The organism is Undibacterium sp. 14-3-2 (assembly GCF_016595265.1).
Taxonomy (GTDB): Bacteria; Pseudomonadota; Gammaproteobacteria; order Burkholderiales; family Burkholderiaceae_D; genus Undibacterium; species Undibacterium aquatile.
Map to the genome: position 1 here is coordinate 25601 of NZ_JAENGS010000009.1, position 18018 is coordinate 43618.

Genomic DNA, 18018 nt, shown 5'->3' on the forward strand with positions numbered 1-18018 from the left:
AGTTTAAAAAAGACTGGTTTAATGCCGAAAGATAATTCAGTGCCATTTTTATTGCCTGCGGAAGTGATGGCCCAGATAGATCAGTTCTGTGATGTTTTGTGGCTGGAAGACGGGTTGGCAAAAAATACCGTAGAGGCTTACCGGCGCGATATGCGCCTGTTTGCCGAATGGTTGTCCGAAGCGACTGACAAAGACTTATATCAGGCTGATTATAACGATATCAGCGCCTATATCGCGCTGAAGCACACGTCATCCAAGGCAACTTCTGCCAATCGTCGACTCAGCGTATTGAAACGGTTTTATTTGCTGGCTGTCAGGCAGAATCTGGTCAGGCAAAATCCGTGCAGCAAACTCAAATCGGCAAAACAACCCGTCCGCTTACCCAAAACCCTGAGCGAAACACAGGTAGAGTCTTTGCTGCAGGCGCCGGATGATACTCCTTTGGGACTGCGGGATCGCACCATGCTGGAATTACTGTATGCATGCGGTCTGCGCGTCAGCGAGCTGGTGCAACTCAAATCTTTGGAAGTCGGCTTAAATGAGGGAGTTCTGCGTGTAACCGGTAAAGGGGATAAAACACGCTTGGTGCCATTTGGTGAGCACGCCAGATTATGGCTGGAACGTTATTTGAAAGAAGCACGTCCAGTGATATTAAATGGCCAGATCGACGACGCTTTCTTTGTGACAGCGCGCGGCGGTGCGATGACGCGGCAGATGTTCTGGATCCTGATCAAGAAATATGCAGCGCAGGCCGGGATTACGATTCATCTTTCGCCCCACACCTTACGCCACGCATTTGCAACGCATTTACTCAATCACGGTGCCGATTTAAGGGTTGTGCAGTTGTTGCTTGGGCATGCTGACATCTCAACTACACAGATATATACCCACGTCGCCAGAGAACGATTAAAAAAGCTGCATGCACTGCATCATCCACGAGGGTGATTATTTGTATCGTATAACGCGGTTTATAAGCCGCAAGGAATAAAAAAACCTGCGTGGCTCTGAGCGACGCAGGTCTGGTAATTTTGTTGAACGACTTATTTCACTGCGGTATTTTCGTTTAAGAATTTTTCAGCGCGGGTCCAAAAGTCAACATTGTTTTTCAGGGTGCGCCATCCGTGGCCTTCATTCGGATAAGTGATCCATTCAATTTTTGCGTCTTTAGGTGCTGCTTTTTTGAATTGCTCACCGTGAACCAAAGGTACGCGGCGGTCTGCTACGCCGTAAGCAAGAATCAGGGGCTTTGTTAAGCGATGGGCTTGTGCGACTGGTGAAGTTGCTTTCAGTTGCTCTGCATCCTTGATCTGGTCGCCTACCATCAATGGCATACCATAACGTGACCATGCGGAACCAGAGGTGTCGCTCCAGGTGACATCAAATAAGTAATTGATATCGGTCACACCGACCCAGCTGATACCACAGCGATACAAATCCGGCTCTTTGATCAGCCCCATCAACGTTGCATATCCACCATAGCTGGCACCCGCGATACAGATACGTTGAGGATCTGCGTAACCTTGAGCAATCGCCCATTTGGTCGCGTCTGTCACGTCGTCTTGCATTGCAAGTCCCCATTGTTTCCAGCCTGCTTTGAATAACTTAGTTCCGTAACCAGTACTGCCGCGGAAATCAGGTTCGAGAACCGCATAGCCACGTGATGCGAGAAACTGTGTTTCGCGATTCCATTCCCAGTGTCCGCCACGGACATATGGACCGCCATGTACCATCACCACCATCGGCAGATTTTTACCGCTGCTGTTTTTTGGCAGTGTGATATAGGCAGGAATTTCCATACCATCACGCACTTTGATACGGACAAAGTCCTTATAGGACATTGTTTTAGAGTTGATTTCCGGATGAACGTCACCGATAGGAACAAATTTCTTTGTTTCTGTGTTGAACAGCAGATATGAGCCGGGATGGACGTCAGAGAACGAGCGAACAAGGATCGTATCGTTATTTGCGGTTTCTGGGCCCCAAATCAGATTGGCCGTATTAGGCAATGCAGCATCGATTGTTTTTTGCAAGCCATTCCATTTTTCATCCAGCCACAAGGTTGAATAGGCGTCGCTCTCGTAGTGAATACCCAGAAGTTTATTTTCTTTTTTATTGAAAACGAAATTTCCCTGGAAATCAAATCCTTTTGTAGCGACGATAGGCGTGTCATCCAGCTTATTTTTTTCCAGATCAAAACGGAATACGGAAACTGTGTCGCTTTTCTTTGCTGCCGTGACATAAAGCTGTCCATCAGGGGAAATAAATGCTGGTGAAAATCCGTTTCCTTTGACGTTATCGTACTCAATCAGTTTTCGCCATTGTTGTGTTTTTGGGTCTTTATAATGTACAGCTGAAAGGTTGTCCTCAGATGTTTCAGCAACTCTGGCTTCACCCGATTTATCAATCATGAAACTGACAGAATTCGTTGGCGTCTGAACGACTTCGTTGTAGCCGTTCACGGTGTTCAGTTTCATTAAAGTATAAGACGGTGTTTTACGCGTTCCAGTGCTGCGCGTTATATACACATCATTGGAGTCTGGCACGTGCGTGACATCAAGAAAAGTATGGTAACCATTAAGTACTCTGAATTTTCCCCCTGTATCACCGGTTGCGATCAATTCCCGTAATTCGTTACCATCTTTATTAATGGCAAATAAGCCACTACCAGTATAGCGGTCACCATCGCCAAGGGCGCGATCACCCACGCCGAAAACCAGTCGCTGGTTATTCACCCATTGAAAAAAAACCACATCAGTTTTTTCGTAACCGGCCACAATCTTTGGTTTTAATTTATCGACTTCCATGATTGCCAGAACTAAACGATCATTTGCTCCGGCTGCCAGCATTGCTATGTTTTTTCCATCAGGCGAAAACATAACGTTGGAGATCTGCGAGCTTTTGAAAAAGTTTTCTACAGGTATCGGATTGTTTTGTGCATGCGCAGTAAATGGTATTGCAGCAGTGCTAAGCAATACACCAACAGCGAATGCTCTACAAAATTTACGAAGCAATATTTGCATAAGTTCCTCAATGGGGGAGCGATTCAGGTTATCGAAAAAATAAACGCCTCGATTAACGAGGCGTTTATTGTCCAACTAACTACATAAAATTAACGGAAAGTGTATTTCGCAGAAACGCGGAAATAACGACCGGTGTTGTTATGCAGTGTCGAGTTGTAACCCTGAGCGATGGTCGAAGCCGTCGTTGTTGGGTAGTACGGTGCTTTGGTATCCAGAATGTTGCTGATGTTGATGCCCAGCGACAGATCTTTGAAACCAGTGTAGGTATAGCCGAGGTCAACAGTTGTCCAGCTTGGAACTGTGCAATCTGGATAGTACTGGTTGTATTTCGCAATACCGCCCAGAGATGTTGAACCTGCTGGTTGACCGGAACCCCAGTGACAGAAACCGCCATTTTCATATGTCGTTGTGTTGTCATAACGACGATATTGAGTGATGCTGTCTGTGAAGCGAACGGCTGCATTCACACTGTGTGGGCCTTTTTCCCAGCGGCCAGACAATGTTGCACGCAGACGAGGAATAGGACCAACCGATGTTGCCCAGTCATTCAGACCACCAGCAGTACCAACGGCATTGCGCTCCAGATCGCCAGGTTGTTCTGCACGACGGTAAGCAATCAGATAAGTTGTTTGCAGTCCAGTAGTCAGTTTGCCGTATTCACCGAGGTTATTACGCAATTTCAAATCAACGTCAACACCTGTCACTTCCGTACTACCTTGGTTAGTCCATGGTGTTTTAACCGCGATAATTGGACCAGTGCCTGGAATCGGATTACCGTTCGCATCTTTCAACTGATTCAGAGGATTTGTGTCACGAGTGACATAATCTGCTGGGAAGCTGTTCGGATGTTCCAGCAAGAACGTCGCACTTGCCAGAGCAACTTCACCTTCTTGACGCAGTTTGTAAGCATCGACACTTACGTCAAAGTCTTTTGTAGGCGAGAAAATCAAGCCCAAAGCCAGACTCTTGGATTTTTCTGGTTTCAGATCAGGATTGGCACCACCAACACCAGAGAAGCTCTTATTACAATCCGCTGTTTCAGCGCCTGTAACTGGTGTAACACCGTTAGGGCAACGGATTGGGTCGTTGCTGCTAGTGAAGTATTGTGCACCACCTGGAGCAATTTGCGACAATGCTGGAGCACGGAAGCCTTCAGAATAGCTACCACGGAAAGCAAGGCTGTCAGTTGCAGTCCATTTAGCACCGACTTTAGGAACGAAGTTGGCTTTCAGGTTAGGATATTTATCCACACGGCCAGCAAAATCCATCTCGAAGTTTTTCAAGAATGGTGTACGTACTTCAAAGAATGCAGAAGAGACGTTACGTTTTGCGCTGATCGCTGTTGTTGCCAGGCCGAGAATATCACCACGTGCATTTGCTGGATCAGGATCGATTTCCAGTTTTTCCTGACGGAATTCTGCACCAACTGCGAAACCGATTGCACCACCTGGTAAGCTACCGAATTCGGTACTAGCTTTACCGTCCCATTGAGCGATTTGGGAAATACCGTTGTTGGTCAGATCTTTAGTGATCGTAGGATCTGCTGCCAGAGAAGCCAGTGAGCGGTTTTCTGAAATCAGTTTATTCAACGTCGGCAGATACAGGAATCCATACGATGTTTCGATACGTTTTGAACGATTCCACAGAATTGCAGATTCCCAATCCCAGCTACCGAGGCTGCCTTTTAAACCACCCAGCAGACGCGCGTTTTGATTTTCGAGATCTGTACCTGTTTTCAGGTTTTCAAAGCGATACGATACTGCTGCACGTGCGTCTGTGTATGGATTGTCTGGGTGACCAATTGGCAGAATTGCCTGGAATGGCGCAGCCAAACCACCAACAACAAAGTTGGTTGTAGGTGACGTGCCAGCAATGGTACGAGCAGGTGCACGATATACACGTTTAGAGTCAGTGTATGCAACTTCACCAAAAGCGGTCAGATTTTCATTGATTTTCAGAGTGCCGATAGTCATGAAATTGACATCGTCAGACTTGCCCTGAACATCATTAAATTGGTCTGTATCATAGTTACAGAAAGTGCGGCCATACAATACGCTTGTCGTCGCGATGCCATGAACAGAAGAACCAACTAATTTGCGTGATGCGTCACAATTTGTTTGGTTAACAACGGTTGGGCCAGACGTAAAGAACGATTTAGAGCCTGGAGAGCGTTCTTTGTAGAAAAAAGCCTGATTAGAAATTGAACTTGAATAAGGATTCAGGCGGTAGTTCATGTCTGCGTATTGAGCAGCTTGAATATCATTGGAGCCATCACGCTCGCTCGTTGCTGTTCTTTTCGTCGCATCCAATGAAACTAAAACGTTATAGCCTTGGCTCGCCAAATCACCAAAACCGATTGTACCGTTAACATTTTGACGACCGAATTCGCGGTCATCATTTGCGCCTACAGATACACTAACTTCGCCACCTTTATAATCACGTTTGGTGATGAAGTTAATAACTCCGGCAATTGCATCAGAGCCATACACAGCAGATGCGCCGTCTTTGAAAATTTCAACGCGTTCCAAAGCGGACAGTGGAATACTGTTCAGATCGTACAGTGCGGACTGACCGTTATTTGGATTTGCATAGGCAGATGGAGCCATACGACGACCATTCAACAGGATCAATGTTGAAGTCGAGCCGAGACCACGCAGGGATGCTGTTGCTACACCGCGGGAAAAGCTGTTTTGATCAGGTGTGTCGTTGTAACCGCCAGTACCCATCGATGGGACTTGTTTCAACAAATCGAGAACGGTGGTCGCGCCACTTTCTTTGATTTCTTTGGCAGTAATAGTTTGAATAGGTGACGTGCCTTCTTTGTCAGCACGTTTAATATTCGAGCCAGTGATTTCGATTTTCTGAACACTTTTTTCTTCTTGAGCCTGAGCCACGCCGGATAACATGACCGTGCCAGCTAAAACTCCGATTGCCAAGCGTACTGACTGTACGCCTATCTTTTCTTTAAAAATCATAATGATCCCCAAACGGTTAACGAACTCAACGCTGATGCTTAAAAAACTGAGTAGATAAAGACTTCCAAAGCGAAATAGAAAACGAACCTGAAGGTCTTTTCACGCAATTGGTATTTGTCTTTTGAACTAGTCAGACTTTGAAAGAAAATGAAAGTTAATAAATCAGACGCACTTCGATTATGTAAATAAAATGGGTATATGTGAAAGTGTTTGTTACATTAATATGACTATTTGTTGCGTATTGGATACAGGAATGAAAATTTCTTTTCTTTTTCCCATGAAATGAGATTTGTTTGTTCACTTGAGCTCGCTTTAGATGCACGAGTGCTTCAACGAAGTTGTACTAAGTAATTGAAATTTAAAATTTATTTTGAGCCTGATATGGCCGGATGGCCGATAGTTTGCTGATTATTGTTCTTCTTCACCTGCGTATTTTTCTTTAAATCTTTTGTCAGAAAAGGATACTTTCCGTTACGATTCGCCATCATTTCCCGCATAAGCACCCTACAAATTTGCACTTAATTGGTGCATTAAATGGTAATTAAAAACTTTTTATTCCTATATTCATTCAAATTTCCATTTCCTTGAATTATTTCTGTGCATTAAAAGCAATTCGGATGACCCGGTTTTGAGTATCAGATACATTCCCAGTTTGTACGTAGCGGCTATAATCGCTTGAATATATTAATAGCAATACGAGGTTGAATTTTGGTTAAGAAAGAACATGTATCTGAAACGCCTGCGACGCAGTTTTTGCGTAAAAACAAGGCGGAGTTTTCTGAGCATCCTTACGCCTACGAAGAACATGGCGGCACTGCTGTTTCTGCGCGTGAGCTTGGGGTGGATGAGCATCATGTGATCAAGACGCTGGTCATGCAGGATGAGGCGGCGAAACCTTTAATCGTGTTGATGCACGGTGATCGTAAGGTATCAACTAAAAATCTGGCGCGACAGATCGGCTGTAAATCTATCGAGCCCTGTAAACCGGAAATTGCGCAAAAGCATTCAGGTTATATGGTCGGTGGCACCTCGCCGTTCGGCACTAAAAAAGTGATGCCGATTTATGTTGAGCAGGCGATTCTTGATTTACCGAAAATTTATATTAACGGTGGCCGTCGCGGTTATCTGGTCGGAATTTCCCCCGCACTGTTGCAGAGTTTATTGCCGGCGCGCGCTGTTGAATGCGCTCTGGAAGAGTAATTCTGAGGGAGTATGTTATAAAATGCCCTTATTGTCTGCGTAAATAAAGCGCTTTTAAAAATACTGGGGGGAGTATATTTTTCGCCCCGTAGCTTCTTTAGGAAACACATGAATACTATTCTGGCCGGTGTGCTGGCTTACCTGATTGGTTCTGTCTCGTTTGCCGTGGTGGTGAGCAAATTATTTGGTTTATCTGATCCGCGTACTTATGGTTCTAAAAATCCCGGTGCAACGAATGTTTTACGCAGTGGTAATAAGGCGGCCGCAGTATTAACTCTGTTGGGGGATGCGGTCAAAGGCTGGTTTGCAGTCTGGCTGGCGACGCACTATGCGGAACAGTTTAATCTTGATGATGGCAGCATTGCGCTGGTCGCTATTGCGGTTTTCCTCGGACATCTGTGGCCGGTATTCTTCAAGTTTGTTGGTGGTAAAGGCGTGGCCACTGCGGCTGGCGTATTGATCGGTATTAATGCCTGGCTCGGCGTTGCGACGCTGGTGACCTGGCTGGTGATTGCCTTTGCATTTCGTTATTCCTCGCTGGCAGCACTGATCGCCGCGATTTTTGCGCCACTCTATTACGGCATGTTATTTGGCCCGGATGTGAAGTTACTGGCCGTATTTGTTATGAGTGGTCTGCTGGTTTACCGTCATAGTCAGAACATTGTGAATCTGATGAAGGGTAAAGAAAGCAAAATTGGCAGCAAGAAAAAGTAAGAATTCCGGTGCGCCGCGCATTGAGTGCTGCGCTCTTACTTAGTATCCGGACAGCTCACCCCTGCGACAAAAACGGCGCGTTGAAATAGCTGTATTTTTGCGCAGGAGGGTGAATGTGCATTCAGGTGTGAACTGACGGAGTATCAGGCAGCACTCAATTCATGCAAAGGCCAGCGTGGCCGCACATTGAAACCATAATCCCGTGTCGCTGCCGCGGGATTTTTTTTGAGTCGCATTGCGCCTGCGAACGCGATCATTGCGCCATTGTCAGTGCAGAATTCCAGTTCCGGGTAATACACCTGAAAGCGACGTTTGGCGGCAGCCGCATTTAACGCCGCACGTAATTGCCGATTTGCACCGACGCCACCAGCGATGACTAAGCGTTTGAGGCCGCTTTCTTTCATGGCAGTGAGGCACTTGGCAATCAGCACGTCGACCAGCGCATCGACGAAACCGCGCGCGATATCTGCCTTGTTTTGTTCGCAGATATTGGCGGTCTGATTTTTGACGACAGTCAGCACTGCCGTTTTGAGACCAGAAAAACTGAAATTCAAGTCTTTGGAGTGCAGCATAGGGCGCGGAAATGTAAAGACGCCAGGATTGCCGAATTCTGCCAGCCGGGAAATTTCGGGGCCGCCCGGATAAGGCAGCCCCAGTAGTTTTGCAGATTTGTCGAATGCTTCGCCCGCAGCGTCATCAAGGGTTTCACCGAGTAACTGATATGCACCGATGCCATCTACCCGCATTAATTGTGTGTGGCCGCCAGAGACTAATAAGGCGATAAACGGAAACTCCGGCGGCAGACTGGCCAGCAGCGGTGACAGCAAATGGCCTTCGAGATGATGTACGCCGAGTACCGGTTTATTCAGTGCCATTCCGAGTCCGCAGGCAAAAGAGGCACCAACCAATAAGGCACCAGCCAGCCCGGGGCCCTGCGTGTAGGCAATCGCATCGATATCCTGTTTCTGAATCGTTGCTTTCTGCATGACTTCATTCAATAACGGCAAAGTGCGGCGAACGTGGTCGCGCGAAGCCAGTTCCGGTACGACGCCGCCATATTCTCTGTGCATGGCGATTTGGGAATGTAAGGCATGCGCGAGCAAACCACGTTGCGTGTCATACAAAGCCAGCCCTGTTTCGTCACAGGAAGATTCAACACCGAGCACTATCATGAAGTTATTTCTGAAATTTTTTGAAGTATAAAAAAGCCGCGTTTTAGCAAAACACGCATCTGCATCAAGCGTAGCGGGAATAAAAATCCGGCGAGGATATTTTTTACATGGGGAATTTTCGCACCAACGAGATTATAGCCGCCCCAGCGTCTTTTTACTGTGATACAGGCATCGCTGGGCGCGGTGCAGCGATGGGCAGATCGATATAGAAATGTGCCCCTTTGTGTAAGCCTGAATCAAAACCGATATTGCCGCCCATGTGTTCAACCAGCTCTCTGGAAATTGCGAGCCCTAGGCCGGTACCACCTTTTTCCCTGGTGTTCGATGAATCTGCCTGGGCAAATTTCTGAAAAATACGCGAATGAAATTCGGCTGGTATACCTTCACCATGATCGCGCACGGAAATGCGCACGGTATTTGTCCCGATGGCTGCGCTGATTTCCACAGTCTCATTCTCAGGCGAATATTTGATCGCATTGGATAGCAGGTTGGACAATATCTGCATCAGCCGCTGGCTATCGACGGCAACAGTGACATCCGGAACTGGCGCCTGTAATTGCAGACGAATTTTTCTTTGCGTACCGAACGTCAGATTGCTTTCCAGCGCTTGCGTGAGCAGATAATTCAGCGGGTAATTTTGTATATTGAAATGCATCTGCCCTGCGCTGAGTTTTTCCATGTCGAGTAAATCATTAATCAGGAAAGTCAGGCGCTGGCTGTTTTTGCTGGCAATTGTCAGTAACGGCGCCAGATTTTTTGGCAATGCACCGGTAGCACCTCCGAGAACGAGACCGAGCGCACCCGAAATCGAGGTGAGCGGTGTCCGCAATTCATGACTGACGGTAGAAATAAATTCGTTTTTAATTCTTTCTAGCCGCTTACGTTCGGTAATATCGCGCACCAGTCCGATATACAACGGGTGTCCGCGCCGCCGCACGGTTGAGACGGATAAATCCAGTGGAAAAATACTGCCGTCTTTGCGTTTGGCTTCGACTTCCTGCGTGACGCCGATACCCTCTTCAAATGCATTTTGCCGGATTTTCTGATTCCGGCTGCCATCATCCCAGACCGGTAGCAGCATATTGAAATTCTGACCGATCACTTCCTCTTTGTTATAACCAAATATTTTCGCCGCGGCGGCGTTATACGCATCAACCTTACCGGTGTGATCGATCGTGACGATGCCATCAAGCACATTGTCGAGAATGGCTTCGGTGTGAGCGGCCTGATCACGCAAGGCTTCGGCGTTTGCCTTGCTATCGCTGATGTCCTGAAAAATCCCATAGATGTGAACGATCTGATCATCCTGATAGTATGGCAAGCCGATTGCGCGAACCCAGCATTGTTTTTGTTTCGCAGTAATGATTTCAAATTCTTCGTCAAATTTTTTCCCGTCTGCAATCGCTTCACGCATCAGTTGCAAAATCCGGTCACGGTTCTTTCCTGGCTTGTAAAATAACAAAGCATGGTCGGCATCAGATTCATAATCGTCGCTGACTTCGTGGATTTGTTTGGTTACCTGGCTCCAGAAAACCTTACGGCTCTGAATGTCGAATTCCCAAGTGCCTATGCGTGCTGCCGTGTTCGATTGCTCCAGGAGTGCATAAGCATGCGCCAGTTTTTCTTCCGCCAGTCGCTCTTGCGTGACATCCTGATGGCTACCAGACATAACAAGTGGTTTTCCATCTTCGCTCCAACTGACCACGCACCCTCGGTCTCTGATCCATATCCAGTGCCCGTCCTTATGACGCATACGGCTGACCAGATCGAAGTAGGGCAATTCTCCCTTGAAATGCTTCTCCAGCATTGCGGTAGAGCGTTTCAAGTCTTCGGGATGACACATATCCAGCCAGGTCTGAACAGTCGTAGGCTGAAGCTCTGCCAGCGTGTAACCGAGCATTTCAGCCCACCGTTCGTTGTAGACGGTTTCTCCGCTGGCGATATCGCATTCCCAGGTACCAATGTTGGTGCCCTCGATAATGTTTGCCAGGCGTCTTTCACCTTCTTCATGCTGACGCTGGACTTTGGCCGCATTGATTAACTGACCTATCGTGATCAGCACGGGTTGCAGAAAATCTATCGTTTGCTGATCGTAATCAGCGCTGCTGTTCGCCAGCCCTATGGTGGCGACGATATCGCCATTGTAATAAACCGGAACACACAAGAATCGATGCAGCGCGCCGTTGAGTGCATTGCCGGATATAGCTTGCCCCGTGCTAAGTACCTGAGCAAACTGCGCATCCAGATAATGTGTGGCCGCCTCCATAGTGAAATCATTTTGCTCAGCCCCGGAAATCGTACGATCAGCGTTGTCGCTAACCTCTGCGCTGACATAATTTTTCAGGATATAGTCGCCCGTTTTACCCTGTTGCACCTTGCAGACCTGACCGTATCGGCTGCCAGTAAGCAGAACTAAGTCGTTCAGTAATGTCCTGATACCTTCGAGCTTATCCCGGCCTTTGATAAATTGCGATTGCGCCCGGGCGACGGCGTCATTTAATTTTTGCTGCAGTTCCAGCGCATGATCCAGTGCCAGTCGTTTCAGAGTGCTGTTGACCCAGTCGCCTAATACGTTGATGAATTCAATTTCGACTTCGCTATAGGCAGTCGCGCGGGGAAGGTCATCTGAAAACCCCAGCGTTCCATACCGATGACCCTCCAGAAAAAGAGGAATGCCGATGTAGGTTTCCTGCCGGAAGCGTTGGTAACTCGGGTGATCGCTGTATTTGCTCTGAGCTATATGTTCGATGCAGACAACGCCTTCATCGACTTTCAGCAAATCAGAGTAGGTCTGATTTTTGGGAAACAGCTGCCCTTCATGTAAAGTTTCCAGTGTCGATTGCAGTACGCTGACGTAAATATTATCGCCTTCATTTTTTGAAATGATGCCGGTACTCAGCTTCAGATATTCACAACCAAGCGCAAGCGTTTCCCGCAATAGGGTTTGCGGATCATCGAAGGTAAGCGAAGTGATGCGGGCCAGAGTCAGTAAAGCATCGTGCTGACGGTGTGCCTGTTCGTTGGCAATTTCATGTTCGACGCAGTCGGCCAGGTCGCGCAGCGATGCCAGTTCCTGCGTGGTCAGAATTCTGGTTTTGCTATCGATAATGCACAGCGTACCTATGCGCTGCCCATTTTTTGTATGCAAAGGCGCGCCAGCATAAAAACGTATGTTGGGTGCGCCCAGAACCAAAGGATTATCGCTGAACCGTATATCTTTGCTGGCATCTTCCACAACGTAGACATCACTCGACAAAATGGCGTGACCGCAAAATGAAATGTCGCGATGTGTTTCCTGCGCTTCCAGACCTTGCCTGGATTTAAACCATTGTCGCTCCTCGTCAATCAAAGAAATCAGAGCGATATCGGTGTGAAAAATCTGGCGGGCAAGGCGTGTGATGCGATCAAACCTCTCCTCGGGCTGGCTGTCGAGCAGACGGCATTCCCTGAGCGTACTGAGACGCAGCGCTTCATTTTCAGGATATTCCGGTGGCAACATAGGTGAAATTCGGTACAGGCATCAATTCGAAGTAACTGGCATTCATATCATGAAAGCCGGCTGGGTAACATGTTTCACTGGTACAACTAATAATGTTTAACAAAAAACACCATTATTTATTGTTAAAAAATCTATTTTTCTCACATTGCTTTTATATTTTTTCTGCGTAGTGCGCGCTCAGGAAGCGCGCAGTCTGTGCAAAACCATGCCGACGATGAATTCTTCCGCATCATCGAAATCCTGTTCTGATAACGACTCCTGCGCAAGCACCAGATTCATTTGCGTTGCAAAGTCCGCATACGACTGCGTCATTGCCCAGATGGAAAATAATAAATGGGTCGCGTTGACGGCCTTGATTTTGCCCGCTGCTATCCAATTTTCAAAAGTCGCTATATCTTTTTTAAATAGAGGCAGAATTTTTTCGCGCATCTGCTGAGAGTACACCGCCGCACCACCGATGACTTCCATCGCGTAGACACGTGAGGCCTGCGGTTGCTCTTTTGAAAAACGTAATTTTGCGTGAATGTATTGCCGTAATAATTGCTCAGGTTCTTCATCTGAAGTGGCGAGAAAATCCATGCGTTCCAGCCATTGATCCAGTATCTGATCCAGTACTTTCTGGTACAACACTTGTTTATTGGCGAAGTAATACAATAAATTTTGTTTAGAGATACCTGCACATTCAGCGATCCCGGCCAATGAGCTGCCATGAAATCCGGATTCTGCAAATACCTGGGTCGCGCTGTCTAAGATACGAATCTCAATAGCATCACGCGCGCTGGAGATTTTTTCCACACGTTTATCCATGAGCGGACTCGTCGCTGATGCTGCGTAAAAATGTAAGAAGTTGTGCCGAGTTGCAATACGCAATATTGAAACGGAACCAGGGATAAGTGGTTTCGTGAAGACTGAAAAAATCTGCCGGTGCCAGTAAGATACCGGCGTTTAGTGCCAGTGTCGTTATCTCGTGAGCTGTTCTTGTCGAATCACGCCATCCGGCGCTGATAAACATGCCGCCACGTGGTTCAGTCAGCAGGGTCAGGCCTGCATCCTGTAATAGTCTTATTGCCTCGGTGCGCGAGGTATCAAGTTGTCGTTTAAGTTTTTCCAGCATGCGCCGGTAGAGCCTGGAACTGATCGCGTGCAACACCGCACGTTCATTGATTTCAGATGTCGTCAGTCCGGTCAGCATTTTGATGCGCAGTAACTCATCGATCAGTGAGTGTGAGGCGCAGAGTGAACCGACGCGCAGGGTAGGGGAGAGTACTTTGGAAAAGCTGCCTACCCGTATCACACGTCTGAGCCCGTCCATCGCAGCTAAAGAGGGTTCTGGGCGTGTACAGAGTTCGCGATAGATATCATCTTCGACCAGCCAGAAATCGAATTGCTCAGCCAGTGCCAGCAGACGGTGTGCCTGTGCCTGAGAAAGGCTGGTTCCCAGCGGATTTTGCAGCACCGTATTCACAAACATAATTTTAGGCTGATGCAGTATCGCTTTTTCCATCAGTGCATCCAGATCCAGTCCATGTGCATCCCGCTGTATGCCGACCGGAATGCAGCCATGGTGGCGTATCAGCGACAGCAAATTGCTGTAGCCGGGATTTTCCACCAGCACTGTGTCGCCGGGCTTACACAGTGTCCGCAATATCAGGTCGAACGCATGTGTCGCACCGTTGGTGAGCAGAATCTGTTCAGCATCAAGCTGAAACAGTTCTAGTGACAGATGCTGAGCCAGATGCTGGCGCAGGCTGGGAAATCCCGCTGGGTGACCGTAGCCACGCAGACGTTGGGTGGGAATGCGCATCGCTTGTCTCAGTGCATCCAGCAGTACATCATCACCATACCATTCCGGTGGCAGCCAGCCTGAGCCTACCGGTAAAGCAGATGACACACCAGAATACAAATCAGGGCTTAATGCATCAAGCATGGTTGGTGTTGTCGCATGTAGCAGAGGCGATGGTGCACTGGCAGGTTTGCTCACAAAATAGCCGGAGCCACGGCGTGAACTCAGCATGCCGAGCGTGATCAGCCTCTCGTAAGATTCGACGACGGTGAAGGTACTGACGGCATTGCATTTGGCAAACTGACGTACCGATGGCATCTTGCTGCCGAGCGCTAAGCGATTTTGCCGGATCAACTGGGTTACTTTCTGCACGATCTGCTCAACCAGGCTGGCTTGACGGCTTCGTTCCAGCGCCAGTTGCGGCCATAGGGATGATCCGGACGTCTGTTGTATTTCTTTAGTTAACTCCATTTTATCCCCTGATATTGCAACGCTCATCCTGCCATCTGACGTGGAACTGTGATCTGAACACTTATTGGTATGTCATTCGCTCTTACCAGCGCCTATCAGCTTGTCTGTCAGGATGTCTGTATCGTTCGAATGAAACTGTGCAGTTCAGAAAGCCAATACGGTTGGGTGAAATTCCACTGGCTGTATATGTCTTCTGCGCATATGCTTGGTTAGGATTTCATCATACTTTTACCAATCGGTAAATTATTTCAGGAGAGCCTCATGCTTAGCAAACAACAACTCAATGCGTATTGGATGCCGTTTACGGCGAACCGGGATTACAAGGAAGCGCCGCGCGTCGTAGCTTCGGCTGCCGGGATGTATTACCGCGATCAGGATGGTCGCGAGATTCTCGACGGTACTGCTGGGTTGTGGTGTGTACCTTTGGGACATTCTCATCCGACGATAGTCAAAGCGGTGCAGGCGGCGATTGCGACGCTCGATTACGCACCAGCATTTCAGATGGGGCACCCAGCAGCATTTGAACTCGCCGAACAGTTAATTGATTACAGCGGTAATAAATTCGGTCAGGTGTTTTATACCAATTCCGGTTCTGAATCTGTTGATACGGCGATGAAGATGGTCTTGGCCTATCACCGTGCACGCGGTGAAGGGCAACGCACCCGTTTCATCAGTCGTGAGCGCGGTTACCACGGTGTCGGTTTTGGTGGTATGTCGCTCGGTGGCTTGCCTGCCAATCGCAAACAATTTGCGAATTTGTTGGGTGGTGTCGATTATTTGCCGCATACCTATAACCTCGAAAAAAATGCATATAGCCGTGGCATCCCGGAATACGGCACCCATCTTGCCGATGAGCTCGATCGCATTGTCGCGTTACATGACGTATCGACGATAGCGGCAGTAATTGTGGAACCGTTGTCGGGTTCCGCTGGTGTGATTCTGCCGCCAAAAGGTTATCTGAAGCGCTTGCGTGAATTGTGCGATAAGCACGGTATTCTGCTGATTTTCGATGAGGTGATTACCGGCTTCGGACGCATGGCAACGCCGTTTGCCAGTGATTTTTTCGATGTCACACCTGATCTGATGACGACTGCTAAAGGGCTCACCAATGGCGTCGTACCTATGGGGGCCGTATTCAGTAAATCGATGATTTATGAAACCCTGCTGCAGAGCCCTGCTGGCATCGAGTTTTTCCACGGTTATACCTATTCTGGCCATCCATTGGCTTGTGCAGCCGGGTTGGCTTCGCTCAAAGTATTCAAAGAAGAAAAAGTGCTGGAGCATGCGCAAAGCATGACCACATACTGGGAAGATGCGTTGCATTCACTGAAGGGCTTGCCGCATGTGATCGACCTGCGCAATGTCGGTCTGATCGGTGCGATAGAACTGGCATCGATTCCGGGGAAAATCGGTGCGCGCGCGATGGCGGTGTACAAACAGGCCTTTGCCGAAGGCGTGTTGATTCGCACGACTGGCGACATCATCGCTTTATCGCCACCGTTAGTGCTGGAGAAAAAACATATCGACGATCTGTTTGGAAAACTCGTCGATATTCTGAAGAAAACGGTCTGATCTGTTGCACCGGAAGCTTAAGTCGCTTTGCCACGGTCAGCGATCTGTTGCGATAATTCTTAACGAAAAAGAGTTTTGTGCTGCCGATGACGGCGACACCATTTTGATGTTTAGTTACTTTAGCTGAGCATCATCGGTGTCGCCGTTCCTCTTATTGCTGTGCCCTGTCACGAAAATTGCTAACAGAAACAGATGAAGTTATCGCCGTCAGAAATAAACAATCACCAACGATATTGCTGAATTGGAGCCACCTATGTTGGAAGCACTCAAGCATGTTGCATCAGCGACTAGTAGCGATGAACAGCTGCAGGAAAAATTCACCGATCTGCAACCGGGTTTAAGCAGTCGTCAGGCAGCGATAGAAAGCGAACGCTGTTTGTATTGTTATGACGCGCCTTGCACACGCATCTGTCCTACCGAAATTGACGTTCCCGGTTTTATTCAGAACATCGCGACCGGCAATATCAATGGAGCGGCAAAAAGTATCTTGGATCAGAACATTCTCGGTGCCAGTTGCGCACGTGTTTGCCCGACTGAGATTTTATGTGAGCACGCATGTGTGCGTAATCATGATGCTGAAGGTGCGCCAGTCAGGATAGGTTTGCTGCAGCGCTATGCGTTGGATCACATGCACTTTCCAGAGCATCCATTTACGCGTGCTGCCGCGACAGGAAAAAAAATCGCGATTGTTGGCGCTGGTCCGGCGGGTCTTTCTTGTGCACATCAACTGGCGCGGGCAGGACATGAAGTCGCGATATTTGAAGCGCAGCCGCAGTCAGGTGGATTGAATGAATACGGAATCGCAAAATACAAACTGGTCGGTGAAACGGCGCAGCGCGAAGTCGATTTTCTTTTGCAGATCGGTGGTATCAGTGTGCGGCATGGCCAGGTGTTAGGTAAGAACTTGCAGCTGTCTGATTTGCAGCGTGACTACGATGCCGTGTTTCTGGCATTGGGTTTAGGTGTCAGCCGTCGGCTTGGCCTTGATCATGAAGACGCGCCGGGTATCGTCGCGGCAGTCGATTACATCGCAGAATTGCGTCAGGCCGATGACTTGAGTCGCTTGCCGGTTCCGCGTCAGTGCATCGTGATTGGCGCGGGTAATACGGCGATCGATATGGCGGTTCAGATTGCCCGTCTTGGTGCAGAAGACGTGACGCTGGTGTACCGCCGCGGTGCAGAAGATATGTCTGCGACTGCGCATGAGCAATCGATTGCGAAAGAAAATCAGGTTCGCATCCTGACCTCGGCACAGCCACAGGAAGTGTTGTTGGATGCAGCAGGAAACGTCGCCGGGATGCGTTTTGATAAGACCATTGTCGTTGATGGAAATCTGAAAACAACGGGGGAAACAATAGAACTTCCTGCCCAGGCGATATTTAAAGCGATAGGCCAGAGCCTGAATGTGGCGAGTCTGCACGATACTGCTGCACAGCATTTGCAGCTTGAGGGCGGCAAGATCCGGGTCGATGAAAATTACAGAACCAGTCTGACTAAGGTGTATGCCGGTGGCGATTGCATCGCTGCCGGACAAGATTTGACCGTACAGGCAGTACAACATGGCAAGCTGGCTGCGCTGGCGATCAATGACGATTTGAAAGCGAAGGTGTGA

The 18018-nt window shown here is 48.3% G+C and carries 11 protein-coding genes; 5 read left to right on the plus strand and 6 right to left on the minus strand.

Going from position 1 to position 18018, the window contains the following annotated elements:
* Positions 1-21: 21 nt before the first annotated feature.
* Entirely contained in the window at positions 22-945 is a 924-nt protein-coding gene (xerD, locus tag Undi14_RS17400; RefSeq protein ID WP_200181899.1) for a site-specific tyrosine recombinase XerD, read from the plus strand.
* A 95-nt stretch (positions 946-1040) separates the two neighbouring features.
* Here the strand turns inward: xerD and Undi14_RS17405 are convergent, their stop codons facing one another.
* Together Undi14_RS17405 and Undi14_RS17410 are read right to left on the minus strand one after the other, a co-directional pair.
* On the minus strand, positions 1041-2846 hold the full coding sequence (locus tag Undi14_RS17405; RefSeq protein WP_200181901.1) for a S9 family peptidase: 1806 nt from the start codon (positions 2844-2846) through the stop codon (positions 1041-1043).
* A gap of 263 nt (positions 2847-3109) precedes the next feature.
* Positions 3110-5995, minus strand: coding sequence for a TonB-dependent receptor domain-containing protein (locus Undi14_RS17410; protein ID WP_200181904.1), 2886 nt, complete (start codon positions 5993-5995; stop codon positions 3110-3112).
* A gap of 705 nt (positions 5996-6700) precedes the next feature.
* Between Undi14_RS17410 and ybaK the strand changes: the two genes are divergently transcribed.
* Both ybaK and plsY read left to right on the plus strand, forming a co-directional pair.
* Positions 6701-7195 carry a Cys-tRNA(Pro) deacylase gene (gene ybaK / locus Undi14_RS17415; RefSeq protein WP_200182025.1) on the plus strand — a complete coding sequence of 165 codons (495 nt, stop codon included), beginning with the start codon at positions 6701-6703 and terminating at the stop codon, positions 7193-7195.
* A 108-nt stretch (positions 7196-7303) separates the two neighbouring features.
* Entirely contained in the window at positions 7304-7909 is a 606-nt protein-coding gene (gene plsY, locus Undi14_RS17420; RefSeq protein WP_186885979.1) for a glycerol-3-phosphate 1-O-acyltransferase PlsY, read from the plus strand.
* 143 nt (positions 7910-8052) lie between these two features.
* Here the strand turns inward: plsY and tsaD are convergent, their stop codons facing one another.
* The 4 genes from tsaD to Undi14_RS17440 all read right to left on the minus strand — a co-directional run bounded on the left by tsaD (position 8053) and on the right by Undi14_RS17440 (position 14834).
* Positions 8053-9081: a tRNA (adenosine(37)-N6)-threonylcarbamoyltransferase complex transferase subunit TsaD gene (gene tsaD, locus Undi14_RS17425; protein ID WP_200181905.1), complete on the minus strand. Its 1029-nt coding sequence runs from the start codon at positions 9079-9081 to the stop codon at positions 8053-8055.
* 154 nt (positions 9082-9235) lie between these two features.
* Positions 9236-12580, minus strand: a complete 3345-nt coding sequence (locus Undi14_RS17430) for a PAS domain S-box protein (RefSeq protein WP_200181906.1) — start codon at positions 12578-12580, stop codon at positions 9236-9238.
* 177 nt (positions 12581-12757) lie between these two features.
* The gene (locus Undi14_RS17435; protein WP_200181907.1) at positions 12758-13387 is read right to left on the minus strand and encodes a TetR/AcrR family transcriptional regulator; all 630 of its coding nucleotides are present in this window, start codon (positions 13385-13387) and stop codon (positions 12758-12760) included.
* Positions 13380-14834, minus strand: a complete 1455-nt coding sequence (locus Undi14_RS17440) for a PLP-dependent aminotransferase family protein (RefSeq protein ID WP_200181908.1) — start codon at positions 14832-14834, stop codon at positions 13380-13382. The genes Undi14_RS17435 and Undi14_RS17440 overlap by 8 nt, the downstream gene beginning before the upstream one ends.
* A gap of 261 nt (positions 14835-15095) precedes the next feature.
* Between Undi14_RS17440 and Undi14_RS17445 the strand changes: the two genes are divergently transcribed.
* Both Undi14_RS17445 and Undi14_RS17450 read left to right on the plus strand, forming a co-directional pair.
* Positions 15096-16406 carry an aspartate aminotransferase family protein gene (locus Undi14_RS17445; protein WP_234030673.1) on the plus strand — a complete coding sequence of 437 codons (1311 nt, stop codon included), beginning with the start codon at positions 15096-15098 and terminating at the stop codon, positions 16404-16406.
* 253 nt (positions 16407-16659) lie between these two features.
* A complete protein-coding gene (locus tag Undi14_RS17450) occupies positions 16660-18018 on the plus strand; it encodes an NAD(P)-dependent oxidoreductase (protein ID WP_200181909.1) in 1359 nt (452 codons plus the stop codon).

Coding starts and splice junctions, on each gene's coding strand:
- Undi14_RS17430 (WP_200181906.1), bottom strand. CDS start 12,580: ATGTTGCCACCGGAATATCCTGAAAATGAAGCGCTGCGTCTCAGTACG.
- Undi14_RS17450 (WP_200181909.1), top strand. CDS start 16,660: ATGTTGGAAGCACTCAAGCATGTTGCATCAGCGACTAGTAGCGATGAA.
- Undi14_RS17410 (WP_200181904.1), bottom strand. CDS start 5,995: ATGATTTTTAAAGAAAAGATAGGCGTACAGTCAGTACGCTTGGCAATC.
- Undi14_RS17435 (WP_200181907.1), bottom strand. CDS start 13,387: ATGGATAAACGTGTGGAAAAAATCTCCAGCGCGCGTGATGCTATTGAG.
- Undi14_RS17405 (WP_200181901.1), bottom strand. CDS start 2,846: ATGCTGGCAGCCGGAGCAAATGATCGTTTAGTTCTGGCAATCATGGAA.
- plsY (WP_186885979.1), top strand. CDS start 7,304: ATGAATACTATTCTGGCCGGTGTGCTGGCTTACCTGATTGGTTCTGTC.
- tsaD (WP_200181905.1), bottom strand. CDS start 9,081: ATGATAGTGCTCGGTGTTGAATCTTCCTGTGACGAAACAGGGCTGGCT.
- Undi14_RS17440 (WP_200181908.1), bottom strand. CDS start 14,834: ATGGAGTTAACTAAAGAAATACAACAGACGTCCGGATCATCCCTATGG.
- Undi14_RS17445 (WP_234030673.1), top strand. CDS start 15,096: ATGCTTAGCAAACAACAACTCAATGCGTATTGGATGCCGTTTACGGCG.
- xerD (WP_200181899.1), top strand. CDS start 22: ATGCCGAAAGATAATTCAGTGCCATTTTTATTGCCTGCGGAAGTGATG.